Here is a 24,642-nt window from a genome sequence, read left to right as displayed (position 1 = left end):
GCTCGCTCATAGGCAGCCTTGACGGTGCGCAATGGCGCGCGCAGCGGCTGGTGCGTTACAGCCGGCTTGTAAATTGGGCGGCCGTTCACGGCACGTGCCGGGGCGATGTGGCTCGCGTGGACGGCGGCATAACGTTTGCTGCGCCGATCGCATTCCGGCACGCTGCCGCGTGCCGGCCCGCATCGAAAAACGGGAGAAACCGACCGTGAAGACCGTCGCGATCACGGGCGCGAGCGCCGGCGTCGGCCGCGCGACCGCCCACGCGTTTGCGCGGCTCGGCGCGAACGTCGCGCTGCTCGCTCGCGATCCGCGCGCACTGCACGACACCGCATGCGAGGTGCGTGCGTATGGCGTCCAGGCGCTGCCGATCGCCGTCGACGTCAGCGATGCGGCCGCGCTCGACGCGGCGGCCGAGCGGATCGAACGCGAACTCGGGCCGCTCGACGTGTGGGTCAACAACGCGATGGTCACCGTGTTCGCGCCGTTCGACGCGATCTCGCCGGAAGACTATGCGCGCGTGACGGCCGTCACTTACCTTGGCTGCGTGTACGGCACGCGGGCCGCGCTCGCGCGGATGGCCCCGCGCAACCGCGGCACGATCGTGCAGGTCGGCTCGGCGCTCGCGTACCGGTCGATTCCGCTACAGGCGCCGTACTGCGGCGCGAAACATGCGATTCGCGGCTTCACCGACGCGCTGCGCTGCGAGTTGCTGCATACGCGCAGCCGCGTGCGCGTGACGATGGTGCAACTGCCCGCGATCGACACGCCGCAGTTCGACTGGGCCGAATCGACGCTGCCGCACGCGCCGCGTCCGGTCGCGCCAGTCTATGCGCCGGAAGTGGCAGCCGATGCGATCGTGCACGCGGCGCGGCATCCGTGCCGCGAGCGCTGGGTCGGCTGGTCGTCGCTCGCGGCGATCGTCGCGAACGGCCTCGCGCCCGGCTGCTTCGACCGCTATCTCGCGCGCACCGCCGTGCGCGGCCAGCAGCGCGCGGCGCCGGCCGGCCCGCGCGCATCGAACCTGTGGGCGCCGGTGCCGGGCCTCCACGCGACGCGCGGCGCGTTCGCCGACGAAGCGCACCGCACGGGCGCCGAGGCCGGGCTCGGCGCGTCGCGCGCGCTCGCGTTCGGCGCGGCCGTCGCGCTGCTCGCGGCTGCGTGTGCCGTCGTGCGCAAACGCAGCCGGTGAGCGCGATGCGGATCGAGGATTACGCGCTCGTCGGCGACGGCCGCAGCGCCGCGCTCGTCGCGCGCGACGGCAGCATCGACTGGCTGTGCTGGCCGGACTTCGATTCGCCGCCGTGTTTCGCCGCGCTCGTCGGCACGCCGGACAACGGCCGGTTCCGGATTGCGGCTGGTCGGCACGCGACGGATCGCGGCGGGGGAGCGGGTGGATTTCTGCATCAGTTACGCGCGCTCGTTTGACCCGGCGCCGGCCGTGCCCGATGCATACGCATCGCTGCACGACACGCAGGCGTTCTGGCGCGGCTGGTCGGATTGCAACGCCGCCGAGGGCCCGTATCGCGACGCGACCGAGCGCGCACTGATCACGGTGAAGCTGTTGTCGAGCGTGCGCACCGGCGGCATCGTCGCGGCGCCGACCAGTTCGTTGCCCGAGCGCTTCGGCGGCAAGCGCAACTGGGACTATCGCTTCTGCTGGCTGCGCGATGCGAGCTTCACGCTGCACGCGCTGGTGCGCTGCGGCTATCGCGACGAAGGCGCGCGCTGGCGCGACTGGCTTGTGCGCGCGATCGCCGATCATCCGTCGCAATTGCAAGTGCTGTATGCGGCCGACGGCGGCCGGCGCGCGGCCGAGTGGCAGGCCGTGCACCTGGCCGGCTACGAAGGCGCGCAGCCGGTGCGCTTCGGCAACGCGGCGGCCGACCAGTTGCAGCTCGACGTGTACGGCGAGGTGCTCGGCGCGCTGTACCAGGCGCGTCGGCACGGGCTGCCGCCCGACGACGATGCGCATGCGCTGTTCGAGCGGCTGCTCGGCCTGCGCAACGACGTCGGGCTGCTGTCCGAGGAATACGACGTGAACGCGCGGCGCATGTGCGGCAATTTTCCATTCACGCTCGCGCAGGTCGGGCTCGTGAACGCGGCGCTCGCGCTGCAGCGCGACGGGGGGAACGACGTCGACGTCGACATCGGCTAGGATGTCGCGCCGTCCCGCCCGCGCGTCTTGCTTACGATTCGCCTTTCCCTCCGTTGCCGCGCTTGTCGCCCTGTTCGCCATTGCCCGGCAGCACGGCCGACAACACCTGCCGCGCGGTCTCGACGATCACGTTGCCCTCGCGCGGGTCGCCCCTCACCAGCGTTTCGGCGAAATGCTTCGCCTGCTGCAGCGTCACGTGCGGCGGCAGCGGCGGCACCTCCGGGTCGCTCTTCACTTCGAGCACGACCGGCCGGTCGGACGCGAGCGCTTCGTCCCACGCGGCGCCGAGCTGTTCCGGATCGTCGACGTAGATGCCCTTGAGGCCGAGCAGCGTCGCGAAGCGGTAGTACGGCACGTTCGGGATCTGCTGCGACGCGTCGAACTTCGGGTCGCCTTCCATCACGCGCTGCTCCCACGTGACCTGGTTCAGGTCCTCGTTGTTCAGCACCATGCAGATCCAGCGCGGGTCGGGCCACTGGCGCCAGTATTTCGCGACGGTGATCAGCTCGGCCATGTTGTTCATCTGCATCGCGCCGTCGCCGACCATCGCGATCACCGGGCGCACCGGATGCGCGAACTTCGCGGCGATCGCGTAGGGCACCGCGGCGCCCATCGACGCGAGCCCGCCGGACAGCGAGCCCATCATCCCGCGCCGCATCATCAGGTCGCGCGCATACCAGTTCGCGCAGGAGCCCGAATCGCTCGTCAGGATCACGTCGTCGGGCAGGCGCGGCGACAGCTCGGTAAACGCGCGCTGCGGATTCACGCCGCGCCCGGCGCTCGCCTTCGCGGCCGCGCGCGCGGCGAGCGTGTCGTGCCAGTCGCGGTTCCATTTCGCGATCCGGTCGCGCCACGCGGTGTCGCGACGCTCGTTCAAGAGCGGCAGCAGCGCGCGCAGCGTCTCGGCGCTGTCGCCGACCATATTGACTTCCATCGGGTAGCGCAGGCTCAGCATGTCGGCCTTCAGGTCGATCTGCACGCCGCGCGCCTGGCCTTCCTTCGGCAGGAATTCCGAATACGGAAAGCCGGAGCCGACGACCAGCAGCGTGTCGCATTCGGTCATCAACTCGTAGCTCGGCTTGGTGCCGAGCAGCCCGATCGAGCCGGTGACCCACGGCAGGTCGTCCGGCAGCGCGGCCTTGCCGAGCAGCGCTTTCGCGGCGCCCGCGCCGAGCCGGTCGGCCACCGCGATGACTTCGTCGGTCGCCTTCAGCGCGCCCGCGCCGACCAGCATTGCGACTTTCGACCCCGCGTTGAGCACGTCGGCCGCGCGTCGCAGGTCGTCCGCATACGGCACGACTTTCGGCGCGGTATAGCCGACCCCCGAATGCACGGTGCCGTGCGCGCGTTTCGGCGGCGCGTAGTCGAGCTCCTGCAGGTCGTTCGGCAGCACGAGCGCGGTGACCGCGCGCGCGCCGAGCGCGGTGCGCACCGCGCGGTCCACCAGGTGGCGCACCTGGCCGGGCACCGTCGCAAGCTGAACGAATGCGCCTGCAACGTCCTTGAAAAGCGCCGGAAGATCCACTTCCTGCTGGTAGTGACCGCCGAGCGCCGCGCGCGCCTGCTGGCCGACGATCGCGAGCACCGGCATGTGGTCGAGCCGCGCGTCGTAGAGGCCCGTCACGAGGTGCGCGGCGCCCGGGCCCGACGTCGCGACGCATACGCCGAGCTCGCCTGTAAATTTTGCATGCGCGGACGCCATGAAGGCCGCCATCTCCTCGTGGCGCGCCTGGATGAATTCGATCTTGCCGTCCGCGCGGTTCAGCGCGCCGAAAAATCCGTTGATGCCGTCGCCCGGGTAGCCGTAGATGCGGCGCACGCCCCAGTCGTACAGCCGTTCGACGATGAAATCCGCCACTGTCGCCATGCCGTTTCTCCTTGATTCGGGATGAGCCGATGCGAGGCGGCCGCGCAAGGCACGTGCCGCGCCGCGTGCGTCGGGCACAGCGGTTGCACGCGACGTCCGCAAGCAAAAAGCAAGCTGACCGGAGCGCAACGATGGCACTTTCCGCCGCGCCGGCGATCGACGACGTGCGCGCCCGCGCGTACCGCGTGCCGACCGACCGGCCCGAAGCCGACGGCACCTACGCATGGACCGCGACGACGGTCGTCGTCGTCGAGATCGACGCGGGGCCCGTGACGGGGCTCGGCTATACGTACACGGACGCGAGCGCCGTGCCTCTCGTGACGTCGCTGCTGGCCGGCGTGTTGCGCAAGCGGCCGGTGGTGGACATCCCGGCCGCGGTCGATGCGCTGTGGCGCGCGGTGCGCAACGTCGGCCGCGGCGGGATCGCGGCGACCGCGATTTCGGCGCTCGACACGGCGCTGTGGGACGCGAAGGCGAAACTCGCCGACGTGCCGCGCGCGCTGCTGCTGGGCCGCCTGCGCGAACGCGTGCCGGTGTACGGCAGCGGCGGCTTCACGACCTACGAGGCGCGGACGCTCGCCGCGCAGCTGGACGGCTGGCGCGCCGAGCGCGTGCGCGCGTGCAAGATCAAGATCGGTGCGGAAGACGTGCGCGATCTGTCGCGCGTGCGTGCGGCGCGCGACGCGCTCGGGCCCGGCGTCGACCTGTTCGTCGATGCGAACGGCGCGTATTCACCGCGCACCGCGCTCGCGTTCATGCAGGCCGCCGCCGATTGCGACATTCGCTGGTTCGAGGAGCCCGTCAGCAGCGACGACGTCGCGGGGCTGCGATTCGTGCGCGAGCACGTCGGCCCGCGGGTCGACGTCGCGGCCGGCGAATACGCGTATACGCCCGACGATTTCCGGCGCTTGCTGGAATGTCGCGCGGTCGACGTGCTGCAGGCCGACGCAACGCGCTGCGGCGGCGTCAGCGGTTTTCTCGCGGCCGCGGCGCTGGCCGATGCGTATCACGTCGACTTGTCCGCGCACTGCGCGCCCGCGCTGCACCGGCACGTCGGCTGCGCGGCGCCGCGCCTGCGCCACGTCGAATGGTTTCACGATCATGTCCGCGTCGAGCGGATGCTGTTCGACGGCGCGCCGACGCTCGTCGACGGCGCACTGGAAATCGACGCGACGCGCGCGGGGCTCGGCCTCGAATTGCGCGCCGCTGACCTGCTGGACTTCGCGTGCTGAATGCCGACGAGGAGGAACGATGCGACACCCGCGACATCGCGCCGCCGAGCGTGACAGGCTGCTGGCCGACGCCGCACGGTTGCTCAACCGCAGCGCGCTGCTGCTGGCCGGCTCGGTGCTTGCCGACAGCGGCGTCGAGCACTATCGCGGCACCTTTCACAATCGCGCGATGCTCGCGCCGCTCGCGATGTCGACGCTGTCGGTGATCGCGAGCGTGCACGGCCACGCGGACGACACGCCCGTGCGCCACCGGCTGCGCGACGCGGTGCACGTCGCATCGGCCGCGGTCGGCGTCGCCGGCTCCGCGTTCCACCTGTACAACGTGACGAAGCGGCCGGGCGGTTTCAGCTGGCACAACCTGTTCTACGGCGCGCCGCTCGGCGCACCGTTCGCGCTTTTGCTGTCGGGCGCGCTGGGCGCGGCGGGCGAGCGGCTGCGCGAGAGCCCGGCCGACGCACCGCGGCTCGCCGGACTGCCGGCCGGGCGCGCGCTGGCCGGATTGGTCACGGCGGGCCTCGTCGGCACGCTCGGCGAAGTCGGGCTGCTGCATTTTCGCGGCGCGTTCCAGCATCGCGCGATGTTCGCGCCGGTCGTCGTGCCGCCGGTGGCCGCGCTGGCGACCGCGCAACTCGCGCTGTCGCGCCCGCGCGCCGAGCGGCGCTTCTGCCGCGGGTGGCTGCGCGCGACGGCCGTGCTCGGGTTCGTCGGCGTCGCGTTCCATGCGCGCGGCGTCGCGCGGCAGATGGGCGGCTGGCGCAACTGGTCGCAGAACCTGCTGTCGGGGCCGCCGCTACCGGCGCCGCCGAGCTTCACCGCGCTCGCGATCGCGGGGCTCGCCGCGACCGCGCTCGCCGAACGGGACGCGTCATGAGCGACGCACACCGCAAGTCCGTCGCGTTGCCGCGCTATCCGGGCTACGACGTGCTCGCCAAGCGCGACTCGCCGTCGTGGAACGATGCGACACGGCATGCGATCGATGCACGCCTGCGCATCGCGGCCCATGCGCCGCGCCATCTGGATGCCGAACGATTTGCGACGCTCGCGGCGTTGTGCGCGCGGATCGTGCCGCAGCAACCGGGTGGCGCGGGCGCGATCCCGACCGCCGCGTTGGTCGACGCGCGGCTCGCCGCCGACGACGGCGACGGCTATCGCGATGCGCGCCTGCCGCCACTGCGCGTCGCATGGCAGACGGGCCTCGCCGGACTCGACGCGATGGCGCGCCACGCGCATGGCTGCCCGTTCGCGGCGCTTGGCGAACGCGACGCCGATGCGTTGCTGCATGCGGTACAGAAAGGCGACATCGATCCGCAGGTGGTGCCGGCCTGGGCCGGCCTGGACCCGCACACGTTCTTCATGAAGCGCGTGCTGATGGATATCTGCGGCGCGTATTACGGCCATCCGTTCGCGTGGAACGAGATCGGCTTCGGCGGCCCCGCGAGCCCGCGCGGCTACGTGCGGATGGATTTCAACCGCCGCGACCCATGGGAAGCGGAAATGCGCATGGAGGAGGGCGATCGCGATGGCCGCCGATGAACCGCTGTCCGTTCCGACGCCGCGCGGCCGCGACGGTCGTGCGCCCGATCCGCTGCGGGTCGGCGGCTGGTCGCCGATGCGGATGTTCCGCGACGACGACGCGGTCGACTTCGTGATCGTCGGCACCGGCGCCGGCGGCGGCACGCTCGCGTGCAAGCTCGCCGAATACGGTTTCTCGGTCGTCGCGCTCGATGCGGGCGCGTGGTGGCGGCCGCTCGAGGAATTCGCGTCGGACGAGACGCATCAGCACAAGCTGTTCTGGACCGACGAGCGGATCTGCGACGGCGCCGATCCGCTGACGCTCGGCACCAACAACAGCGGCCGCGCGATCGGCGGCAGCACCGTGCATTTCGCGATGGTGTCGCTGCGCTTCCGGCCCGAGTGGTTCCGCTCGCGTAGCGCGCTCGGCTACGGCGTCGACTGGCCGCTCGACTGGCGCGAGATGTGGCGCTACTACCGCGAGGTCGAACAGGCGTTGAAGATCAGCGGGCCGGTGAACTACCCGTGGGGCCCGCCGCGCCCGCGCTATCCGTATCGCGCCCACGAACTGAACGCGGCCGCGCTCGTGCTCGCGCGCGGCGCCGACGCGATGGGGATCGACTGGACGCCGACGCCGCTCGCGACGCTGTCCGCGCCGCGCGGCCGAGCGCATCCGTGCGTGTATCGCGGCTTCTGCATCGCCGGCTGCGCGACGAATGCGAAGCAGAGCGCGCTGATCACGTGGATACCGCGCGCGGTCGCGGCCGGTGCCGAAGTGCGCGATCTCGCGATGGCGCTGCGGATCGACGCCGAAGGCGATCGCGTGACCGGCGTGCACTACCGGCGCGACGGCCGCACCCGGTTCCAGCGCGCGCGCAACGTCGTCGTCGCCGGTTATGCGATCGAGACGCCGCGCCTGTTGTTGCTGTCCGCGAACGGGCGCCATCCGCAGGGGCTCGCGAACAGCTCGGGCCTCGTCGGCCGCTACCTGATGGCGCAACTGAACCAGGCGTCGTGGGGAACGATGGACGACGAAGTGCGCTGGTACAAGGGGCCGCCGTCGCTGTCGATCACCGAGCACTGGAACTACGCGGACGACGGCAAGGATTTCTTCGGCGGCTATTGCTGGATGAGCCAGGGGCCGCTGCCGATCGAATGGGCGCGCAAGGTCGCCGCGCGCGGGCTGTGGGGCGATGCGCTGAAGCACGAGATGGCGCGCTACAACTTCCAGGCCGGCCTGAAGATCGTCGGCGAGACGCTGCCGCGCGCGGACAACCGCGTGACGCTCGCCGACGAGCGCGACGCGTTCGGGTTGCCGGTCGCGCGCGTCACCTATTCGTACGACGACAACGATCGCCGGATGATCCGCCATGCGCTCGCGCAGATGGCGCGTTCGCTGGAAGCGGCCGGCGCGCGCGACATCTGGCACGAGGAGGACGACACGTGCCATCTCGCCGGCACCGTGCGGATGGGCGACGACCCGGCGACGAGCGTCGTCGATGCCGACTGCCGAAGCTGGGACATCCCGAACCTGTGGGTCTGCGACGGCTCGGTGTTTCCGACGGTCGGCGGCGTGAATCCGTCGCTGACGATCCAGGCGATCGCGTGCCGCACCGCCGACCGCATCAAAACGCTGGTCGCACGCGGCGACGCGCATGCGCGTGCGCGATGGCGATGAATCGCGCGGCGCGGCCCCGCCGGCGGCCGATACGACGCGTGCGGGCGAGGGACGATGCCGCATGCGATCCATTCACTTTCTTGTGGAGGACTCGTCTCATGCCTGCCTTCAACCGTTCATCCCTGCGTCGCGGTGCAGCCTGCGCACTGCTGGCGGCGTGCGCGTCGGCGCTGCCTGCGGCCGGACAGTTGCGCCCGCCGAATCCCGCCAGCGTGCCCGACACGTCCACGCAGGCGTTCAAGCGCGCCGATCGCAAGATGATGGAAGCGATGGAGAGCGCGCGATACACGGGCGACGCCGACCGCGATTTCGTCGCGCACATGGCGCCGCATCACCAGGGCGCGATCGACATGGCGCAGGTCGAGCTCAAATACGGCAAGGACCCGACGCTGCGTCAGCTCGCGAGCCGGATCGTCGCCGCGCAGCGCGACGAGATCGCGTTGATGGAGCGCTGGCAGAAGGAGCGCGGCAAGGCGCCGTGAACGGCGATGCGAGACGGAGATACGCAGCCGGCTGGCCCGGCGGTTCCGCATCCGGCAAGCTACGATCCCGGACCCGCGCCGACGCAATGGCCGCGCGCACGGGTAGCCGCGGCAGGAGGCACGATGCATGGAGGATAAGCGTGCGGCCGAAGATCGCTCGATCGACAGCGTGGCCGATTACATGGCCGTGATCGGCGCGCAGCGGCAGACGATGGCGCTGCGGCTGTTTCGCGGCCAGTGCAACGCCGGCTGGCCGCTCGTGCCGGGTATCGCACGGCAGCGTGCGTCGCCCGACGTCGAAGCGCGGATGCTCGACGAATTCACGCGGCGCGCGCTGCCGCATCTCGAACCCGGACAGAACCTCGATGCGTGCGACTGGCTCGCGCTCGCGCAGCAGCACGGGATGCGCACGCGCCTGCTCGACTGGTCCGGCAACGCGCTGGCCGCGCTGTGGTTCGCGGTCAGGCGCGCGAGCGAATCGGGCGGCGACGGTGTGGTGTGGTGCCTGTCGCACGACGCCGACGACATCGCGACCGCCGCCGAACGGCGCGCGCCGCTGGAGGTCACGCGCACCAAGGTGTTCCGGCCGCGTCACGTGATGCCGAGGATCACCGCGCAGGATGGCTGGTTCACGATCCACCGTTATGACCCGCGTGGCGAGCGCTTCGTGCCGCTCGACGAGGACGCGGACCTCGCCGGCCGCCTCATGCGGATCGTCGTGCCGGGCGCCCGGTTCGCGACGATCCGGCGGGAGCTCGCGGGCGTCGGCGTGAGCATCGCGACGATCTTTCCGGATCTCGACGGCATCGCGCAACTGACCGACACGCGCTATTTCCCGGATGACGAGGACACGCACGCGCCGCGGTAAAGCGCGCACGGCGTGCGAGCGGGCACGCGTGATGCTCGTATCGGCGGCGCGCACACGGGACCGACCCCCAAGTCGCCGGCTTGCGACCGGTACGTGGCGGGCGATGCGGCCGTTCCTGCGCGCATTCAGACAGACCATCGAATCCGGAGGCATTCATGCGCGAACCCAACGAACCACCGAGCGACCGTCGCGACAAGGCGTGCGAGCCCGGCGCCGGTTCCCGGCCGGCCGGGCACGCCGTCACCCGCGCGTTCGAACGTTTTGCGTCGGGCGTGACCACCTGGGCCGGCTCGCCGGTCGCATTCGGCAGCGCGGTCGCCATCACCGTGCTGTGGCTCGTGAGCGGGCCGGTGTTTCACTACTCCGACGCGTGGCAGCTCGTGATCAATACCGGCACCACGATCATCACGTTCCTGATGGTGTTCCTGTTGCAGCGCAACCAGAATCGCGACAGCGTGGCGTTGCACCTGAAGCTCGACGAACTGCTCGCGGTCACGCGCGCGGCGAGCGACCGGCTGATCGGGATCGAGGATGCGTCGGAGGAAGAATTGCGCGCGTTGGCGCAGACCTACGTGGAAATGGCGCAGCGCGCGGCCGAGCGCGGCGACGACCAGCCGGGCGGGAAGCGCGCGGAAACGGCCGACACGCCGCCCGAATCGTGATCATCGGATCGTCCGATCGAGCGGTGCGCGGCCCGATGATTTTTCAAACGCTTGTCGTTTCCGGCGCCGCCTCGCGGCGCGACCGCGTGCAAGCGCCGCCTGCAGCGGGGAACGGCTCGTGCTGCACACCGAGACGAAGCCCGGTCGTTCCGGGTATTGCCTATGGTGCTTCCATGAACTCCAGAACTCCTTCGAATCCGCTCTTGAATATTGCGGTGGCCGTCGCCTGCGGGGCGGCCGCGATGTACTTCCTCGATCCGTCGTCCGGCCGTCGTCGTCGCGCTTATCTGCGCGACAAGGCGGCCGCGGGCCGGCACGGGGTGGCCGACTATGCGAATACGCAGGTGAAGCGGGCGGCCGACCATGCGCGCGGCGCGATCGCCGGCCTGCGGGCCGACTGGCTCGCGGGCGATGCGAACGACGTGCAGGTCGCCGAGCGCGTGCGTGCGGCGCTGGGCCGGCTCGTCGGCCGCCCGCGCGACATCGACGTGAGCGTCGAGCACGGCAACGTGTGCCTGACCGGACAGGTCGAGGAGGCCGAACGGCAGGCGCTGATCGACGGCGTCGCCGCGCTGCATGGCGTGCATCACGTCGAGGACGCGATGGGCGCACGCAGCGAATACAAGGCGTCGCCCGACGGTCATTCGCACTGACGCGGCCGCGGCTGCCCGCACTGGCGGGGGGCCGGCGAACGCGTACGACACGCATTCGGCGCACGCACGGCTGCCGGTACGACGGCAGCCTGGCGCCTCAACCGGAGCAAGCCCATGACCGACCGTCAGCCCCCCGATACGACGCCCCCGCACCCGGAGCCCGGCGCGCACGACGCGCTCGAACACCTGCTCGGCAGCTTGCATCGGCACGGCTTCCTGCGCTTCGCGAACGAGGTCGTCAGCGCGAACGCGCGGCTCGCCGACACGTTTGTCGACGCGCTCGACAAGCCCGGCATGCAGAGCGGCATGCAGAATCTCGCGATGCTGGTGACGGCGCTGTCGCGCATTCCGCCGGAACAGTTCGGTCGCGCCGCGTTCGCGGCGGCCGACGCGCTGCATCACGTCGGCGCGTGGCAGCCGGCGCAGCACGAGCATGTCGCGCCCGGCGTGCGCGGCATCTATCGGCTGCTGCACGACGAGGCGCTGTGGGATGCGTTGACGCCGCTGCTCGAAGGGCTGAAGGTCTTCGCGCAGGGGCTCGCGCGCGATCCGCAGCCGCCGGCCGCCGGGCTCAACGAGACGACGAAAGACGCGTGACCGCGTCCGGTTGCAGGTCGCCGGGGGCGCACAGGCCCGCGAACTGACGGATGATGCGCTGGGTCGGCGCGCTTGCCGGCCAGTGCGATACCGCGTCGATGCCGACCCAGCGGCACAGCGCGATTTCGCGGCCCGGGCACGCGTGCGCGCCGCGCGGCAGGCTCGCGACGAACACGTGATGGCGCTTCACGCTGCCGTCCACGTAGAAGAAATACGCGAGTTCGAGATCGACAAGCCCCGTTTCCTCCCGAAGCTCGCGATGCGCGGCGTCGAGCGCCGATTCGCCGCGCCGGATCACGCCGCCCGGCAGCGTCCAGCGCGACGATCGCCCGCGCGCGACCAGCAGCACGCGCCGGTTGCGAACGCAGACGATCGTCGCGCGTTCCTTCGCCAGCGGCGCGAGCGGCACCGCGCGAACGGGGAAATCGGACGGGTCGGGTAGCGTCATGCAGGGCAGGCGGTGGGTGATTGAAAGATCCATGCGCCTGTGCCGCAACGTGCGTTCCTGGGTCGCCGTCGCGCGGGGTGGCGTGTGAACGATTCGGGCGAGCTCGTCGATCGTCGCCCGCGAATTTTCAACGGCTTGTCATTTCTGCCGCCGTCCGGTGCGGCCGCTTCGGGACGGCGGGCGGGTCGCGCGACGCGCGGCGATCACGTGCGGCCGTGTTCGCCGGATGGCGGACGATGCGGCGGCGTGCCGTTTTCCTTCCCGGCCGGTTTGCCTTCGGCGGGGTCGTGCGCGCTGGGCGGCGGCGGCGTGGTCGTGCCGCGGCGCTTGCCCTCCGGGCCGGGCGTGCTGTCGCCGCGATCTTGGTCGCGTGTGTCGGTGTCGAGCGAGGTCGAACGTGTCATGGTTCGGGCGTCCTGTCGGGGCGGTTGAAGCGTACGCAGCGCGCATCGGGCGTGCCGCGCTCGAACGAAACGCGTTGCCGGGCCCGCTGTTTGCTTGATCGCGCGCTTGAGGTCGGCGCGGGCAATGACGCCCACGCCGCCGCCTGGAGCCCCGTTTCATGCCCGATGCGATCTTGTGCCCGTTATCCGTTCGTCAGCGATTCGGCGTCGCGCGCCGGCGCGCGTCGACGCCCGGACGATGCGTCGCCGGTGCGCCGGACGCGTTCGCGCCGGCGATGGCCGGTGACTTGCTGTCGATACCGCTGCGCGTGCCCTGGCCGGCGTTCGAGCGCCGGCCGCCCGCCGTCGCGCGGGCGGGCGACGGCCAGTCCGGCGGCGCCGGCGGCTCGGGCGCCGCGCCGGGCCGCAACGGCGAGCATCCGACCGACGCGCCGGGCGGCGGGGGCCGCGATGATCACCCGCACGACGATCGCGGCGGCCGCACCGGCGGCGACGGAGATGGCAACGACGGCGAAGGCGAACGCAAGCGGCCCGGCAAGAAGCCGCTGATCATCCTCGGCGCGGTGGTGTTCGTGCTGCTCGTCGGCGGGCTCGTGTGGTGGTTCGCGACGCGCAACCAGGAAAGCACCGACGATGCGTACACCGACGGCAACGCGGTGGCGGTCGCGCCGCACGTGTCCGGCTACGTGACGCGGCTGGCGGTCGACGACAACACGTTCGTGCGGCGCGGCGACGTGCTCGTCGAGATCGATCCGCGCGACTACCGCGCACAGGTCGACGCCGCGCAGGCGCAGCTCGGTCTCGCGCAGGCGCAGCTCGATGCGGCGCGCGTGCAGCTCGACATCGCGCGCGTGCAGTATCCGGCCCAGTACCGGCAGGCGCGCGCGCAGATCGAATCCGCGGAAGCCGCGTACCGGCAGGCGCTCGCCGCGCAGGCGCGGCAGCGCGCGGTCGATGCGCGCGCAACCTCGCAGCAGGCGATCGACGCGGCCGACGCACAGCGCGCGACCGCCGACGCGAACGTCGCGATGGCCCAGGCGCAGGCGCGCACCGCGAGCCTCGTGCCGCAGCAGATCCGGCAGGCCGAGACGGCCGTCGAGGAACGCCGCCAGCAGGTGCTGCAGGCGCGCGCGCAGCTCGAGACGGCCAACCTGAACCTGTCGTACTGCGAGATGCGCGCGCCGTCCGACGGCTGGGTTACGCGGCGCAACGTGCAACTGGGCTCGTTCCTGCAAGCGGGCACGTCGATCTTCTCGATCGTCACGCCGCGCGTGTGGATCACCGCGAATTTCAAGGAGTCGCAGCTCGAGCGGATGCGCGTCGGCGACCGCGTCGACGTGTCGGTCGACGCGTATCCCGATCTCGATCTGCACGGCCACGTCGACAGCATCCAGCTCGGCAGCGGCTCGCGCTTCTCCGCATTCCCGACCGAGAACGCGACCGGCAATTTCGTGAAGATCGTGCAGCGCGTGCCGGTGAAGATCGTGCTCGACGGCCCGCTGCCGAACCGTCCGCCGCTCGGTCTCGGCCTGTCGGCCGTGCCGACCGTCCACCTGAAATGACCGGCCGCCGTGCCGCGGCCGGTGTCGACCGGAGCGATCCGATGCCCGATACCCGCATGCCGTTCTTGCCTGACGAGGCCCGCCGATGAACCGGCCACCCGACCGCAGCGGCGCATCCGATGGCACGTGGCGTCCCGCCGCGAACCCGTGGCTCATCGCGATCGTCGTCACGCTTGCCGCGTTCATGGAGGTGCTCGACACGACGATCGTCAACGTCGCGCTGCCGCACATCGCCGGCACGATGTCGGCGAGCTACGACGAGGCGACCTGGACGCTCACGTCGTATCTGGTCGCGAACGGCATCGTGCTGCCGATCTCGGGGTTCCTCGGACGCCTGCTCGGCCGCAAGCGCTACTTCCTGCTGTGCATCGCCGCGTTCACCGTGTGCTCGTTCCTGTGCGGCGTCGCGACCAACCTCGGCGAACTGATCGTGTTCCGCGTGCTGCAGGGGCTGTTCGGCGGCGGGCTGCAGCCGAACCAGCAGTCGATCATCCTCGATACGTTCCCGCCCGCGCAGCGCAACCGCGCGTTCTCGATCTCGGCGATCGCGATCGTTGTCGCGCCGGTGCTCGGGCCGACGCTCGGCGGCTGGATCACCGACCATTTCTCGTGGCGCTGGGTGTTCCTGCTCAACGTGCCGATCGGCGCGCTGACCGTGCTCGCGGTGATGCAGCTCGTCGAGGATCCGCCGTGGCGGCGCGGCGCCGAACGCGGGATTTCCATCGACTACATCGGTATCGGGCTGATCGCGATCGGGCTCGGCTGCCTGCAGGTGATGCTCGATCGCGGCGAGGACGAGGACTGGTTCGGCTCGAACTTCATCCGCGTCTTTGCCGTGCTGTCCGCGCTCGGGCTGATCGGCGCGACGCTGTGGCTGCTGCGCACGAAGAAGCCGGTGGTCGACCTGTCGTGCCTGCGCGACCGCAATTTCGCGCTCGGCTGCGTGACGATCGCGACGTTCGCGGCCGTGCTGTACGGCAGCGCGGTGATCGTGCCGCAGCTCGCGCAACAGCGTCTCGGCTACACCGCGACGCTCGCGGGGCTCGTGCTGTCGCCCGGCGCGCTGCTGATCACGCTCGAGATTCCGCTCGTGAGCCGGCTGATGCCGCACGTGCAGACGCGCTATCTGGTCGGGTTCGGCTTCGTGCTGCTGTGCGTTTCACTGATCTATTCGCGCACGCTGGTGCCGGACATCGACTACACGCACCTGATGATGATCCGCTGCGCGCAGTCGCTCGCGATCGGCTTCATGTTCGTGCCGATCACGACGCTCGCGTACCTCACCGTGCCGCGGCGGCTCAACGACGACGCGTCCGCGCTGTTCACGATGTTCCGCAACGTCGCGGGCTCGATCGGCATCTCGGTGTCGACCGCGTTGATCCGAGAGCGCACGCAGGCGCGCATGGCGCATCTGTCCACGCACATGTCGACGCTGTCGCAGAACTTCCAGGATGCGCTGCAGGAGAACGCGCGCGCGGTGGGCGCGTTGACGGGGGCGCCGCCGTCGTCCGCGCTGCAGACGGCCACCGGGCGGCTGTACGAGACATTCATCGCGCAGGCGACGATCCTCGCGTATATCGACGTGTTCGCGATCCTCGCGGTGTTCTGCGCGTTCAGCATTCCGCTGACGTTCCTGTTCTCGCCGGCGAAGGCCGCGGGCGGCGCGGGAGGGCATTGACGATGACGATGTATCGACTCGACCGTCGCCGACATTCGCTACGAGCACGCGGGATCGCCGCGACGGTCGCGGCTTGCACGGCGCTCGCGGGCTGTACCGTGGGACCGGATTTCAAGCCGCCGCAGGCGGAGGTGCCGGCGAACTGGCATGACGCACAGGCGGTGGATGCGGCATCGCCGGCATCGGTTGCATCAGCGGCATCAGCGGCATCGCCGGCATCGGCCCCCGGCGCACGCGCGCCGTCGTCGCCGGTGACGAGCGCCGATCCCGATCTGCGCTGGTGGCGCGCGTTTGGCGATCCACTGCTCGACCAGCTCGTCGAGCGCGCGGCGCACGACAACCTCGACGTGCAGGCCGCCGTGCTGCGCATCGCGCAGGCGCGCGCGCAGGTTCGGGCCGCCGCCGCACAGGGCTTGCCGGACGTGCGCGCGAATGCGAGCTACCAGCGCGAGCAGCTCGGTCTGAAAGGCATCGTCGAGGAGCAGGGCATCGACCAGCGCGTCGATCGTCTCGGCGCGCCGGGCTCGCCGCTCGACCGGTTCGGGCCGGGCACCGGCGCGAGCGTGCAGCAAGGCGCGCGCGGCGCGCTCGATGCGCTCGAATCGCCGGTCAACCTGTGGCAGGCCGGGTTCGACGCATCGTGGGAACTGGACTTGTTCGGGCGCGTGCACCGCTCGGTCGAAGCGGCCGGCGCGCAGACGCGCGCGGCGGTCGCGAGTCGCGACGATGCGCTGCTGTCGCTCGAGGCCGAAGTCGCGCAGACCTATCTGCAACTGCGCGGCGCGCAAGCGCAGCGCGCGCTGGCCGACGACCTGCAACGCGCGCAGCGCGAACTGCTCGACCTGACGCGCGAGCAGGCCGCGCACGGTCTCGCGAGCGATCTCGACGTGCGCAGCGCCGACGCGCGGCTCGCGCAGATCCGCGCGCAACTGCCGCAGTTCGACCAGCAGATCGTGCTGCTGCGCAACGGTCTCGCGTATCTGGTCGGCGGCGCGCCGGGCGCGCTCGACGACTGGCTCGACGCGCCGCGCGCGTTGCCGGACGTGCCGCCGACCGTGCCGGTCGGCCTGCCGTCGACACTCGCGCGCCGACGCCCCGACATCCGTCGCGCGGAGGCCGAGCTGCATGCGGCCACCGCCGACGTCGGCGTCGCGGTCGCGCAGTTCTATCCGGACATCTCGTTGACCGGGCAGGTCGGCCTGCGCGCATCGCACGTGCGCGAACTCGCGCACTGGTCGCACCTGTTCTATGCGTTCGGGCCGGCCGTATCGCTGCCGATCTTCTCGGGCGGGCAGCTCGTGTCGAACCTGCGGCTGTCGCAGGCGCGCCAGGCCGAAGCGGCGCTCGCCTACCGGCAAGCCGTGCTCGTTGCGCTGCGCGACGTCGACAATGCGCTGGCCGTGTACCGCACCGACCAGGCGCGCGCGGCCGCGCTCGACGACGCGGTGCGAGCCGAACAGGGCGCGCTGGACCTCGCGCGCGATCGATACCGGAAGGGCTTGTCGCCGTTCCTCGACGTACTGGACGCCGAGCGGCAATGGTCGGAGGGCCGGCAGCAGGCCGAGCAGGGCGCGTTGCAGACGACGACTGATCTCGTCGCGCTGTACAAGGCGCTCGGCGGCGGATGGCAGGCGGAGCCGGATACGGATACCGGTACGGCACGGGCGCAGTAGCCCCGAGCGCGCGCCGGACATCGCGGGCCGCGCGCTACGCAGCTCGTCCGCTCACGCGCGGCCTCAATCCCACGCGTGCTTGCTGAACTGATAGCCCTTCGAGCGGATGGTCTTGATCCGTTTCGGTTCGTTCGCATCGTCGCGCAGCTTGCGGCGCAGCTTCGAGATGCGGCCGTCGATCGAGCGATCGAGGCCGTCGAACGCGATGCCGCGCAGCAGCAGCGTCAGGTCTTCCCGGCTGACCACCTCGCCGGCGCGGCACGCGAGCGCCCACAGCAGGTCGAATTCGGTCGACGTCAGGCGCGGCATGCTGCCGTCCGGAAGATGCACGCGGCGGTCGGTCCGGTCGATGGAGAACTTGCCGAACACGTATCGCTGCGGCGAATCCGGCACGGGGTCGCCCGTCGGCGCACGCGTGCGCCGCAACTGCGCCTTGATCCGCGCGAGCAGCAGGCGCGGCTCGACCGGCTTGCGGAGAAAGTCGTCCGCGCCGAGTTCCAGGCCGAGCAATTCGTCGAACGGTTCGTCGCGGCCCGTCACCATGATCACGATGCCGTCGTAGTGCATGCGCGCCTCGCGGCAGATCTCGAAGCCGTCCTTGCCCGGCAGATTGACGTCGAGCAGCACGAGGTCGGGGCGGCTCGCGACGATCGCCGGCACCGCGCCGGCGCCGTCGAACAGCGTCTCCACCAGGTAATGATGCTTGCGCAGATAATCGGCGATCAGCGCGGACAGCGGGACGTCGTCTTCGACGAGCAGGATTCGGATGGGCATCGCTAAACGAAGGGGCAAAACGGGAAGGTGGCGAGCGGTCAGGCCCAGTCCGAACGCGTCGTGGCCGAAGCGACGTGGATGATACTGCGCAACATTCCAACGGAATGTGGTGAATTCTGAATCGTTCGGTGAGCTTAGCTATGGGGGAATCGCCGCCGCCGCGTGGAAAGCGCGGGGTAAGCGAGGCAGGGCCGCGCGCGCGGCCGAAACGGGTCGATGCGAGATCCGGCGCGGCGCTCGCGTCGATGCGCGAGCAGGCATCCTTCAGACGAAAACGTTTGCGCCGATGCGCTGTCGCGAACGTCGTTCGCACCGGCCGAACCCAAGCCAGGCAAGGTTAGTCGACATATCATTACAAAATATTACCGACGTCCGGGCATCCTGCTCCCTACAATTCCCGAACTTGACTGACGCGCCTCGCATCGTGCGATCGCCTCGTTTTCCGAGCGCGTCGACGGCCGGTTTCGACGGCACGTCGCGTCATGCTGCTCGCGTGCGGAACCGGCTGCGCGTGGGTCGAATCGACGCCGCGTCGGCTCCCGACGGGCCCGCAAGCGGACAGTACGAATCATTCACGGGGAAACGAAATGACGCCGTTGCAAGTCGTCCAGCGTCTCGATGCACTCACGCACGCGATCGAAGCCGCGGTCGCGCGTACCGACTGGAACGAGGCCGTCCGGGCCGCCGAGATGCGTTCGGCGTTTATCGTTGCGCTTGCACCCAATCAACCGGCCGCGGTCGTGTCGGCGCTGATGAAGGTGCAGGAGATGGACGTCAGGATTTCCACGGTCGCGCGCGACACGCTGGAGGCGCTCATCGCGGAGGGCTGGCAAGCGTTGCACGAAACCTGCTTGGCAACGAACGCACTGAGGGCGCAGCAGCGGTTGCCCGATGTCGGCGCCGCGGCCACGCGACACTAAGATTCGTTTCCTTCGGTGGTGGAATGAAATTCAAGAAACGCACCGGTCACGTCGATGCAACGCGGTGGTTCGCCGACGGCGACCATGAACGGGTGGAGCGCCGTCACGGCGGGTGGGCGGTCGCGACGCCGGAAGGCTGGCGTTCGGTGAAGCCGGGCGACTGGATCCTGCGCGACGAATGCGGCAACTGCTGGCCGATGGACGACGGCCTCTTCATGCAGTGCTACGAACCGGTCGCCGACTGACTCGCCCGCCGGTTCGCCAAACCTATCGACTCTTGCGCGAAAACATCAGCGACTCCGCGTCGTTGAAGCGGATGCGCTGCGGCGCGCCGTAACCGGCTTTCTCCGCGACCCGGATCGACGCGACGTTGGTCGGCGCGATCAGGCACACGCTGCGCTCGAATCGCTGCTGCGCGTCGAGCCATGCGAGCGCGGCCGCGAGCGCCTCGGTCGCATAGCCGTTGCCTTGCGCCCACGTCGCCAGCGCCCAGCCGGCCTCCGGCACGCCGCGAATCGGCGGCTCGATGTTGCGGTGGAAATCCGCGAAGCCGAGATCGCCGACATACCGGCCCGACGCCTTTTCCCGAATCGCCCAGTACCCATAGCCGAGCAGCGGCCACAGCCCGCGATACGCGAGCATGCGCATCCACGAGTCGCGCGGCGTGGAAGGCGTGCCGTTGAAGATGTGCGCGACGACGCCGGGCTCCGCCCACATCGCGGCGAGCGCGTCGAAGTCGCCGAGCGGGTGGCCTTCGAGGATCAGGCGTGGCGTGTCGAGAACGGGCGGGGACGAGACGGGTGGCACGGCGCTGATTGTCATCGGGCGTTCCATGAGGAAGGGACGGCGACGCGGGGCGCCGCGCTTGGGTCCCGTACGATACCGCGTAAACGGCGATGCGGACGCAATTCCCCGCCCGCATCGGGGTAGGCATGCGCATCGCGCGGGATCGCGCCCGTGCCGGCAGGGATTACTTGCGGCTTTTCAGAAAGGAGCGCCCTTCGGCCGTGATCGACGCGCCGGAGCGCCCGTGCGCGGGATGGCTGACGAACCCGGCGTTGACGAGCTCCCGCGCGATCGACCAGCCGAGCGCCGGCGCGTCGCGGCCGTAGCGAACATCGGCGAGACGTTCGAGCGCCCAGATCGCGGAGGCCGACAGGTTGGGGGTGTTGGGCGTGAGAGTCTCGTTCATCGCTTCCTCGTGAAATGGCGTTTCGGGATGGACGGCGCGTGGCCGCCGGATCGGCGGCGCACGCGTCAGCTTGCTTGCAGCAACGGCAGCAGCGCGTGCAGCGCCGCTTCCTCGTCGGGGCCGGTGGCGAGCACCTGCGCCGACGTGCCGCCGTGAACCTGCAGCGACGCGATCGCGTCGCTGTCTTTTGCGTTGCTGCGGTGCCCGTTCGCGATCAGCTGGATGTCGCTGTCGAAACGGCGTGCCGCGTCGACCGCCGCGTCGCGCGCGGCGCGGCCGCGATTGCGGTTCCATGCGGGGCCGATTTCAACGTACACAACGGTTGCCACGATGCTGGAAAGCCTCCGGACAGGTGGGCGGGGCGGTGCGCGACATGCACGGTGCACGGTTGCGCACGTGTTGCGGACATCGGGCGGCCGGCATGTCACGATTTCCCGCAGGGTCGCGGGGCGCCGGCCGGGCGGATTGCGCGCGCCATTCGGCGCGAACGTGCCGACATCCGCTGCGAAGGCGCATTCAAGTTCGCGGATTGTCGGAAGTGGATGATTATAATGCATCCGCCAGATCATGTGAATTGCATTATAATGCCGTGTGCGCCGATGCCGGCCCGCGGCACTGCCGGCGGAGCGAGTCGCCGCGCCTGCGGGCGCGCAACGTGCTCGCTCGGCATCGTCGATCGACCCGAACCCCTCCCCGAATGGAAGCTGCAATGAACGCCCCTGCCTGCCCGCAATGCGCGATGGAAAACACTTACCCGGACGGCGCGCTGACCGTGTGCGCGGACTGCGGCCATGAATGGTCGGCCGACGCCGGCGCCGAGGCCGGCGACGAACCGGCAGGCGACGTCGTCAAGGACGCGAACGGCAACGTGCTGTCGGACGGCGATTCGGTCGTGCTGATCAAGGACTTGCGCGTGAAGGGTTCGTCGATCACGCTGAAGATGGGCACCAAGGTCAAGAGCATCCGGCTCGTCGGCGGCGATCACGAGGTCGACTGCAAGACCGACATGGGCGGCTTCATGCTGAAGGCGTGCTACCTGAAGAAGGTCTGAGCGCACGGTCCAGGCGACCGTTGCATCCGCGTTTTCATTCGCTGCTTTTCAGCCGATTACCCGCACATGGCCGAGGATCGAACTTCCTACGACGCGTTCGTCAGGTTCCTGGCGACGCCGCTGAACGACGGCCGGCCGTTCGTGCTGGAGACGCAGCACGCGGTCTCGCTGCACTTCGATCATCTCGGCACCCAGAGCTTCATGTCGCTGCGCGATCCGGTGCGGCTCGCGCTCGGCTATACGCGCGTGATGATGGGCTTTCTGCTGTTGCAGGCGGAGCCCGCGCACATCTGCATGCTCGGGCTCGGCGGCGGGTCGCTCGCGAAGTACTGCTTCCGCCACCTGCCCGGCACGTCGATCGACGCGGTCGAGATCAATCCGGACGTGATCGCGCTGCGCGACGTGTTCAGGATTCCTGCCGACGACGCGCGCTTTCGCGTGGTATGCGCCGACGGCGCCGATCATCTGGAGCGGGCGGATGTGCGCACGGATGTGATCCTGCACGATGCATTCGTCGCCGACGGTATGCGCGGCCGCTGTACGGGCGGCACATTTCTCGATGCGTGCCGCGCGCGCCTGAGCGAAGCCGGCGTGCTCGCGATCAACTTCATGGACGACGATCCGGCATTGCCGCAGCACCTCGAGCAGTTGCGATCGGTATTCGGCGCGTCGTATGCACTGGTGCCGTGCGGCGACGACAACAACTTCGTTGCATTCGCATGGAAGGACGGCAGCCGGCTGCCGTCGCTGCGTATCCTGCTGGAGCGGGCGCTTGCGTGCCCGCAGGCGGGCGAACTGAAGCTGGCCGCCACCGCGAGGCGCATGAAGCACGGCGAGGGCATCGATCCGCGGCGGCTGGTGTGGCGTGCGCAATCGCACGAACGTTGGGAGATCGGCGCGTAACGGTGACGGGGGGCGGGGGGCGTGGCTACCGCGCCGGCGCCGCGCGCCCCTTGCGGCCGCGCTTACTTCACGCGCTTGCCGATCGCGCTGCGGGTCTTGTACGTGACGCCGTGCCGGTCGAGATATTCGCGGATCAACTGCCGCACGACTTGCGACGGCGTAAGATCCTGCTCCGCGCAGAGCATCTCGAAGGCTTCCTTCTTCGCGGGATCGATCAGGACGGTCAGGCGGGCGGTTTTCGTTTCCATGACGGGGCGAGAGTGATCAGTATGTTAATCAAATTATAATCGATGCGCTTTCGGCTCGATCAGCGGAAGCGCCGCAAGCGCTGCCCGTGGCGCACGATCAGCGCTTGGTGCGCAGCAGCGCGAACAGGTCGTCGAGCACCGGCACGATGGCGAGCGTGACGAGTACCGCGGCGAGCGGCACGGTCGATACGTAGCCCACGTGCTTGAAGCCGATGGCGCCGGCCAGGCCGCCGACGAAGAACGACGCGAGCATCGTCGCGTGTATCCTCAGTTTCGAACGGTTGGCGATCACCGCATGCGCGTCGACGTCGATGGCCGACCGATTCCAGTAGAACAGCTTGCCGAGCTCGATGCCGAGATCGGTCACGATGCCGGTGATGTGCGTCGTGCGGATTTCCGCGCCGGACAGCTTCGTGATCGTCGCGTTCTGCAGCCCCATGATGAAGCACAGCAGCGTCACGGTGACCGGCACGAAGAACGTTTCCCACAGCGCGAGGTGGCTGCCGAGCAGCCCGAACAGCAACAGCAGCGCGGCCTCGACCAGCAGCGGCAGCATGAACTGGCTGTGCAGCCCGCGGCGGCGCCCCCAGTTGACGAGGATCGCCGAGCAACTGGCGCCGATCAGGAACGACCCCAGCGAACTGATGCCGGCGAGCGCGAGCCGCACGTCGCCGAGCGCCGTCTGGTCGGCGATCGCCGATACGATGCCGCTCATGTGCGACGTGTATTGCTTGACCGCGAGAAAGCCGCCGGCATTGGCCGCGCCGGCGACGAACGCGAGCGAAAACCCGAGCTGGCGGTTCGCGGTCGCGCTGCGGTGTTTTCCCGTCAGGGTTCGAAAGTACTGCGCTGGCATAAGGGCTTCGCTCGATCGTCGCGGATTCGCGGGTACAGGCGGAAAACCGGTGCGGATGGCGTGACGGGCACGCTGCTTGCACCGGATCCCGGGGCTGTCGAATCATGTGATGAACATGATAATGTCATTATCATACTCTGTTGGCAGGATGGTGCTTTCAGTACAATGATGCAACGCGCGGCCGGCTGGCGGTTTCGACGCCGCGCGGCGCTCGCTCACTCGCGATTCCCTTCTGCTCACCGCTTCATGACCCCGATCAAGTTCATCCTTCGCTACACGGCGATCCCGTTCACGGCCATCGTCGCCGTGGTGATCTGGACCGTCATACCCTCGTCGAAAGAGATCGATGCGAGACAATATGCGGCGCTGTCGCGCGGGTACGCAAGTTTCCCGCTGCCGTTTCGGCGCGAGATCTCGGACACGATGGAACACGGCACGATCAACGACCGGCGCTACCAGGCGCTCGTGCGCGATTCGCTCGGCAACGGCGTCGCGCTGGACTGGCCGGCATCGGGTGTCGGCGGCGTCGCCGACGAGCGGCAAAAACTGGCCGAACTGATTCAGGCCGATTCGGATCTTCAAAGGCAACGGCAATGAAAACCCTGCTGGTTTCTGTGGCATTCGCGATGATCATCGCGAGCCTGATCTTCGCGCTGTACTTCATGAATCACGATCGCGGCAAATCCAAGCGGATGGCGTGGTCGCTCGCCGCGCGCGTCGGGTTGTCGGTCACGCTGTTCCTGTCGCTGCTGATCGCGTACAAGCTCGGCTGGATCGAACCGACCGGGTTGCCGATCGGGCGGTGACGCGCGGTTGTCGCGCGGGCGGCGGCGCGCGTCGCCGTGAATACCGACCGCGTCGAGTCCTTCGCCGATGATCCAGCCGACCGGATAGCGCGGGTCGAACGAACCGTACGGGTCCCGCGCGATCCGTTGCAGCCATGTACGGCGGGCGCGCCGCCGCTGCACGGGCTCGGCCAGCCGGATCAGGAAGACCTGCTGCTCAACGGTTTGCTGCGCGAGTTGCGGCGGCGCGATCTGCTCGATACCGACTATGTGGGCGGCGATTTCCGCGCGAATCTGGAACTGCCGGCGGTGCAGCGCGAGGCCGTGGCGGCGTGAACGACGGATGAACCGCGTACCGTGCCGGACGTCGGACGGTACGCGGTTGCGCGCATATCGTGCATATCGCGCGATCAGATATCCATCGAAAAAATAACCATTTGGT

The 24,642-nt window shown here is 69.6% G+C and carries 29 protein-coding genes and 1 pseudogene; 21 read left to right on the top strand and 9 right to left on the bottom strand.

Annotated elements, in window-relative coordinates; genetic code table 11:
• Window positions 1-205: 205 nt before the first annotated feature.
• The gene (locus HWX55_RS07820; RefSeq protein ID WP_175975175.1) at window positions 206-1,189 is read left to right on the top strand and encodes an SDR family oxidoreductase; all 984 of its coding nucleotides are present in this window, start codon (window positions 206-208) and stop codon (window positions 1,187-1,189) included.
• Window positions 1,190-1,194: 5 nt separating this feature from the next.
• Window positions 1,195-2,155 (top strand): annotated as a pseudogene (locus HWX55_RS07815) (glycoside hydrolase family 15 protein).
• A gap of 31 nt (window positions 2,156-2,186) precedes the next feature.
• On the opposite strand, the gene HWX55_RS07810 reads toward HWX55_RS07815, so the two are convergent.
• Complete coding sequence (locus HWX55_RS07810) at window positions 2,187-4,022, bottom strand: thiamine pyrophosphate-requiring protein (protein WP_175975174.1); 1,836 nt, start codon at window positions 4,020-4,022, stop codon at window positions 2,187-2,189.
• A 131-nt stretch (window positions 4,023-4,153) separates the two neighbouring features.
• Here HWX55_RS07810 and HWX55_RS07805 point away from each other — a divergent pair, with 131 nt between their 5' ends.
• The 9 genes from HWX55_RS07805 (at window position 4,154) to HWX55_RS07765 (ending at window position 11,706) form a co-directional block, all read left to right on the top strand.
• A complete protein-coding gene (locus tag HWX55_RS07805) occupies window positions 4,154-5,254 on the top strand; it encodes an enolase C-terminal domain-like protein (protein WP_175975173.1) in 1,101 nt (366 codons plus the stop codon).
• 19 nt (window positions 5,255-5,273) lie between these two features.
• Window positions 5,274-6,125 (top strand): hypothetical protein, encoded by an 852-nt coding sequence (locus tag HWX55_RS07800; protein WP_175975172.1) that lies wholly within the window; start codon window positions 5,274-5,276, stop codon window positions 6,123-6,125.
• On the top strand, window positions 6,122-6,787 hold the full coding sequence (locus HWX55_RS07795) for a gluconate 2-dehydrogenase subunit 3 family protein (RefSeq protein WP_175975171.1): 666 nt from the start codon (window positions 6,122-6,124) through the stop codon (window positions 6,785-6,787). Before HWX55_RS07800 ends, HWX55_RS07795 begins: the two co-directional genes overlap by 4 nt.
• Entirely contained in the window at window positions 6,774-8,444 is a 1,671-nt protein-coding gene (locus HWX55_RS07790; protein WP_175975170.1) for a GMC family oxidoreductase, read from the top strand. Before HWX55_RS07795 ends, HWX55_RS07790 begins: the two co-directional genes overlap by 14 nt.
• 98 nt (window positions 8,445-8,542) lie before the next feature.
• Entirely contained in the window at window positions 8,543-8,926 is a 384-nt protein-coding gene (locus HWX55_RS07785) for a DUF305 domain-containing protein (RefSeq protein WP_175975169.1), read from the top strand.
• A 127-nt stretch (window positions 8,927-9,053) separates the two neighbouring features.
• Window positions 9,054-9,794, top strand: a complete 741-nt coding sequence (locus tag HWX55_RS07780; protein WP_175975168.1) for an FRG domain-containing protein — start codon at window positions 9,054-9,056, stop codon at window positions 9,792-9,794.
• Window positions 9,795-9,949: 155 nt separating this feature from the next.
• Entirely contained in the window at window positions 9,950-10,456 is a 507-nt protein-coding gene (locus HWX55_RS07775) for a low affinity iron permease family protein (protein WP_175975167.1), read from the top strand.
• Window positions 10,457-10,629: 173 nt separating this feature from the next.
• Window positions 10,630-11,109, top strand: a complete 480-nt coding sequence (locus HWX55_RS07770) for a BON domain-containing protein (protein ID WP_175975166.1) — start codon at window positions 10,630-10,632, stop codon at window positions 11,107-11,109.
• 114 nt (window positions 11,110-11,223) lie between these two features.
• Entirely contained in the window at window positions 11,224-11,706 is a 483-nt protein-coding gene (locus tag HWX55_RS07765; protein WP_175975165.1) for a DUF1641 domain-containing protein, read from the top strand.
• On the opposite strand, the gene HWX55_RS07760 is transcribed toward HWX55_RS07765, so the two are convergent.
• Both HWX55_RS07760 and HWX55_RS07755 read right to left on the bottom strand, forming a co-directional pair.
• Window positions 11,681-12,154 carry an NUDIX hydrolase gene (locus HWX55_RS07760; RefSeq protein ID WP_175975308.1) on the bottom strand — a complete coding sequence of 158 codons (474 nt, stop codon included), beginning with the start codon at window positions 12,152-12,154 and terminating at the stop codon, window positions 11,681-11,683. The two genes, HWX55_RS07765 and HWX55_RS07760, sit on opposite strands and share 26 nt — an antisense overlap.
• Before the next feature lie 203 nt (window positions 12,155-12,357).
• Entirely contained in the window at window positions 12,358-12,558 is a 201-nt protein-coding gene (locus HWX55_RS07755; RefSeq protein WP_175975164.1) for a hypothetical protein, read from the bottom strand.
• 158 nt (window positions 12,559-12,716) lie between these two features.
• On the opposite strand from HWX55_RS07755, the gene HWX55_RS07750 reads away from it, so the two are divergent.
• The 3 genes from HWX55_RS07750 to HWX55_RS07740 all read left to right on the top strand — a co-directional run bounded on the left by HWX55_RS07750 (window position 12,717) and on the right by HWX55_RS07740 (window position 17,471).
• Window positions 12,717-14,120, top strand: a complete 1,404-nt coding sequence (locus HWX55_RS07750) for an HlyD family secretion protein (protein ID WP_175975163.1) — start codon at window positions 12,717-12,719, stop codon at window positions 14,118-14,120.
• Between the two features lie 85 nt (window positions 14,121-14,205).
• Window positions 14,206-15,798, top strand: coding sequence for a DHA2 family efflux MFS transporter permease subunit (locus HWX55_RS07745; RefSeq protein WP_175975162.1), 1,593 nt, complete (start codon window positions 14,206-14,208; stop codon window positions 15,796-15,798).
• Between the two features lie 2 nt (window positions 15,799-15,800).
• Window positions 15,801-17,471: an efflux transporter outer membrane subunit gene (locus tag HWX55_RS07740; RefSeq protein ID WP_175975161.1), complete on the top strand. Its 1,671-nt coding sequence runs from the start codon at window positions 15,801-15,803 to the stop codon at window positions 17,469-17,471.
• A gap of 63 nt (window positions 17,472-17,534) precedes the next feature.
• Here the strand turns inward: HWX55_RS07740 and HWX55_RS07735 are convergent, their stop codons facing one another.
• Window positions 17,535-18,245, bottom strand: coding sequence for a response regulator (locus HWX55_RS07735; protein ID WP_175975160.1), 711 nt, complete (start codon window positions 18,243-18,245; stop codon window positions 17,535-17,537).
• Window positions 18,246-18,727: 482 nt separating this feature from the next.
• Here HWX55_RS07735 and HWX55_RS07730 point away from each other — a divergent pair, with 482 nt between their 5' ends.
• Entirely contained in the window at window positions 18,728-19,165 is a 438-nt protein-coding gene (locus tag HWX55_RS07730; protein WP_244140520.1) for a hypothetical protein, read from the top strand.
• A 23-nt stretch (window positions 19,166-19,188) separates the two neighbouring features.
• Complete coding sequence (locus HWX55_RS07725) at window positions 19,189-19,410, top strand: hypothetical protein (protein WP_175975159.1); 222 nt, start codon at window positions 19,189-19,191, stop codon at window positions 19,408-19,410.
• 22 nt (window positions 19,411-19,432) lie between these two features.
• Here the strand turns inward: HWX55_RS07725 and HWX55_RS07720 are convergent, their stop codons facing one another.
• The 3 genes from HWX55_RS07720 to HWX55_RS07710 form a co-directional block, all read right to left on the bottom strand.
• Window positions 19,433-19,999 carry a GNAT family N-acetyltransferase gene (locus HWX55_RS07720; RefSeq protein WP_175975158.1) on the bottom strand — a complete coding sequence of 189 codons (567 nt, stop codon included), beginning with the start codon at window positions 19,997-19,999 and terminating at the stop codon, window positions 19,433-19,435.
• Window positions 20,000-20,135: 136 nt separating this feature from the next.
• A complete protein-coding gene (locus HWX55_RS07715; RefSeq protein ID WP_050017811.1) occupies window positions 20,136-20,357 on the bottom strand; it encodes a hypothetical protein in 222 nt (73 codons plus the stop codon).
• 65 nt (window positions 20,358-20,422) lie between these two features.
• A complete protein-coding gene (locus HWX55_RS07710) occupies window positions 20,423-20,686 on the bottom strand; it encodes an HPr family phosphocarrier protein (protein ID WP_244140519.1) in 264 nt (87 codons plus the stop codon).
• A 380-nt stretch (window positions 20,687-21,066) separates the two neighbouring features.
• Here HWX55_RS07710 and HWX55_RS07705 point away from each other — a divergent pair, with 380 nt between their 5' ends.
• Entirely contained in the window at window positions 21,067-21,408 is a 342-nt protein-coding gene (locus HWX55_RS07705) for a zinc ribbon domain-containing protein YjdM (protein ID WP_006489167.1), read from the top strand.
• 66 nt (window positions 21,409-21,474) lie between these two features.
• Window positions 21,475-22,311, top strand: a complete 837-nt coding sequence (locus HWX55_RS07700) for a spermidine synthase (RefSeq protein ID WP_175975157.1) — start codon at window positions 21,475-21,477, stop codon at window positions 22,309-22,311.
• A gap of 62 nt (window positions 22,312-22,373) precedes the next feature.
• On the opposite strand, the gene HWX55_RS07695 is transcribed toward HWX55_RS07700, so the two are convergent.
• Window positions 22,374-22,559, bottom strand: coding sequence for a ribbon-helix-helix protein, CopG family (locus HWX55_RS07695; protein ID WP_006489181.1), 186 nt, complete (start codon window positions 22,557-22,559; stop codon window positions 22,374-22,376).
• A gap of 97 nt (window positions 22,560-22,656) precedes the next feature.
• On the bottom strand, window positions 22,657-23,415 hold the full coding sequence (locus tag HWX55_RS07690; protein ID WP_050017814.1) for a YoaK family protein: 759 nt from the start codon (window positions 23,413-23,415) through the stop codon (window positions 22,657-22,659).
• Window positions 23,416-23,661: 246 nt separating this feature from the next.
• Between HWX55_RS07690 and HWX55_RS07685 the strand changes: the two genes are divergently transcribed.
• The 3 genes from HWX55_RS07685 to HWX55_RS36080 are packed head-to-tail and all read left to right on the top strand — an operon-like array spanning window position 23,662 to window position 24,536.
• A complete protein-coding gene (locus HWX55_RS07685) occupies window positions 23,662-24,012 on the top strand; it encodes a hypothetical protein (protein ID WP_050017815.1) in 351 nt (116 codons plus the stop codon).
• The gene (locus HWX55_RS07680; RefSeq protein ID WP_006489184.1) at window positions 24,009-24,221 is read left to right on the top strand and encodes a twin transmembrane helix small protein; all 213 of its coding nucleotides are present in this window, start codon (window positions 24,009-24,011) and stop codon (window positions 24,219-24,221) included. The genes HWX55_RS07685 and HWX55_RS07680 overlap by 4 nt, the downstream gene beginning before the upstream one ends.
• Window positions 24,222-24,257: 36 nt before the next feature.
• Window positions 24,258-24,536 (top strand): hypothetical protein, encoded by a 279-nt coding sequence (locus tag HWX55_RS36080; RefSeq protein WP_244140518.1) that lies wholly within the window; start codon window positions 24,258-24,260, stop codon window positions 24,534-24,536.
• The last annotated feature ends 106 nt before the right edge of the window (window positions 24,537-24,642 follow it).

It is taken from the genome of Burkholderia sp. BCC1047, from assembly GCF_902833155.1.
GTDB lineage: Bacteria > Pseudomonadota > Gammaproteobacteria > Burkholderiales > Burkholderiaceae > Burkholderia > Burkholderia sola.
The sequence above is the reverse complement of the archived record's forward strand: the minus strand, read 5'-3'. Positions and strand labels throughout refer to the sequence as shown.

Coding starts and splice junctions, on each gene's coding strand:
- HWX55_RS07810 (WP_175975174.1), bottom strand. CDS start 4,022: ATGGCGACAGTGGCGGATTTCATCGTCGAACGGCTGTACGACTGGGGC.
- HWX55_RS07805 (WP_175975173.1), top strand. CDS start 4,154: ATGGCACTTTCCGCCGCGCCGGCGATCGACGACGTGCGCGCCCGCGCG.
- HWX55_RS07800 (WP_175975172.1), top strand. CDS start 5,274: ATGCGACACCCGCGACATCGCGCCGCCGAGCGTGACAGGCTGCTGGCC.
- HWX55_RS07795 (WP_175975171.1), top strand. CDS start 6,122: ATGAGCGACGCACACCGCAAGTCCGTCGCGTTGCCGCGCTATCCGGGC.
- HWX55_RS07790 (WP_175975170.1), top strand. CDS start 6,774: ATGGCCGCCGATGAACCGCTGTCCGTTCCGACGCCGCGCGGCCGCGAC.
- HWX55_RS07785 (WP_175975169.1), top strand. CDS start 8,543: ATGCCTGCCTTCAACCGTTCATCCCTGCGTCGCGGTGCAGCCTGCGCA.
- HWX55_RS07780 (WP_175975168.1), top strand. CDS start 9,054: ATGGAGGATAAGCGTGCGGCCGAAGATCGCTCGATCGACAGCGTGGCC.
- HWX55_RS07775 (WP_175975167.1), top strand. CDS start 9,950: ATGCGCGAACCCAACGAACCACCGAGCGACCGTCGCGACAAGGCGTGC.
- HWX55_RS07770 (WP_175975166.1), top strand. CDS start 10,630: ATGAACTCCAGAACTCCTTCGAATCCGCTCTTGAATATTGCGGTGGCC.
- HWX55_RS07765 (WP_175975165.1), top strand. CDS start 11,224: ATGACCGACCGTCAGCCCCCCGATACGACGCCCCCGCACCCGGAGCCC.
- HWX55_RS07760 (WP_175975308.1), bottom strand. CDS start 12,154: ATGACGCTACCCGACCCGTCCGATTTCCCCGTTCGCGCGGTGCCGCTC.
- HWX55_RS07755 (WP_175975164.1), bottom strand. CDS start 12,558: ATGACACGTTCGACCTCGCTCGACACCGACACACGCGACCAAGATCGC.
- HWX55_RS07750 (WP_175975163.1), top strand. CDS start 12,717: ATGCCCGATGCGATCTTGTGCCCGTTATCCGTTCGTCAGCGATTCGGC.
- HWX55_RS07745 (WP_175975162.1), top strand. CDS start 14,206: ATGAACCGGCCACCCGACCGCAGCGGCGCATCCGATGGCACGTGGCGT.
- HWX55_RS07740 (WP_175975161.1), top strand. CDS start 15,801: ATGACGATGTATCGACTCGACCGTCGCCGACATTCGCTACGAGCACGC.
- HWX55_RS07735 (WP_175975160.1), bottom strand. CDS start 18,245: ATGCCCATCCGAATCCTGCTCGTCGAAGACGACGTCCCGCTGTCCGCG.
- HWX55_RS07730 (WP_244140520.1), top strand. CDS start 18,728: ATGCTGCTCGCGTGCGGAACCGGCTGCGCGTGGGTCGAATCGACGCCG.
- HWX55_RS07725 (WP_175975159.1), top strand. CDS start 19,189: ATGAAATTCAAGAAACGCACCGGTCACGTCGATGCAACGCGGTGGTTC.
- HWX55_RS07720 (WP_175975158.1), bottom strand. CDS start 19,999: ATGGAACGCCCGATGACAATCAGCGCCGTGCCACCCGTCTCGTCCCCG.
- HWX55_RS07715 (WP_050017811.1), bottom strand. CDS start 20,357: ATGAACGAGACTCTCACGCCCAACACCCCCAACCTGTCGGCCTCCGCG.
- HWX55_RS07705 (WP_006489167.1), top strand. CDS start 21,067: ATGAACGCCCCTGCCTGCCCGCAATGCGCGATGGAAAACACTTACCCG.
- HWX55_RS07700 (WP_175975157.1), top strand. CDS start 21,475: ATGGCCGAGGATCGAACTTCCTACGACGCGTTCGTCAGGTTCCTGGCG.
- HWX55_RS07695 (WP_006489181.1), bottom strand. CDS start 22,559: ATGGAAACGAAAACCGCCCGCCTGACCGTCCTGATCGATCCCGCGAAG.
- HWX55_RS07690 (WP_050017814.1), bottom strand. CDS start 23,415: ATGCCAGCGCAGTACTTTCGAACCCTGACGGGAAAACACCGCAGCGCG.
- HWX55_RS07685 (WP_050017815.1), top strand. CDS start 23,662: ATGACCCCGATCAAGTTCATCCTTCGCTACACGGCGATCCCGTTCACG.
- HWX55_RS07680 (WP_006489184.1), top strand. CDS start 24,009: ATGAAAACCCTGCTGGTTTCTGTGGCATTCGCGATGATCATCGCGAGC.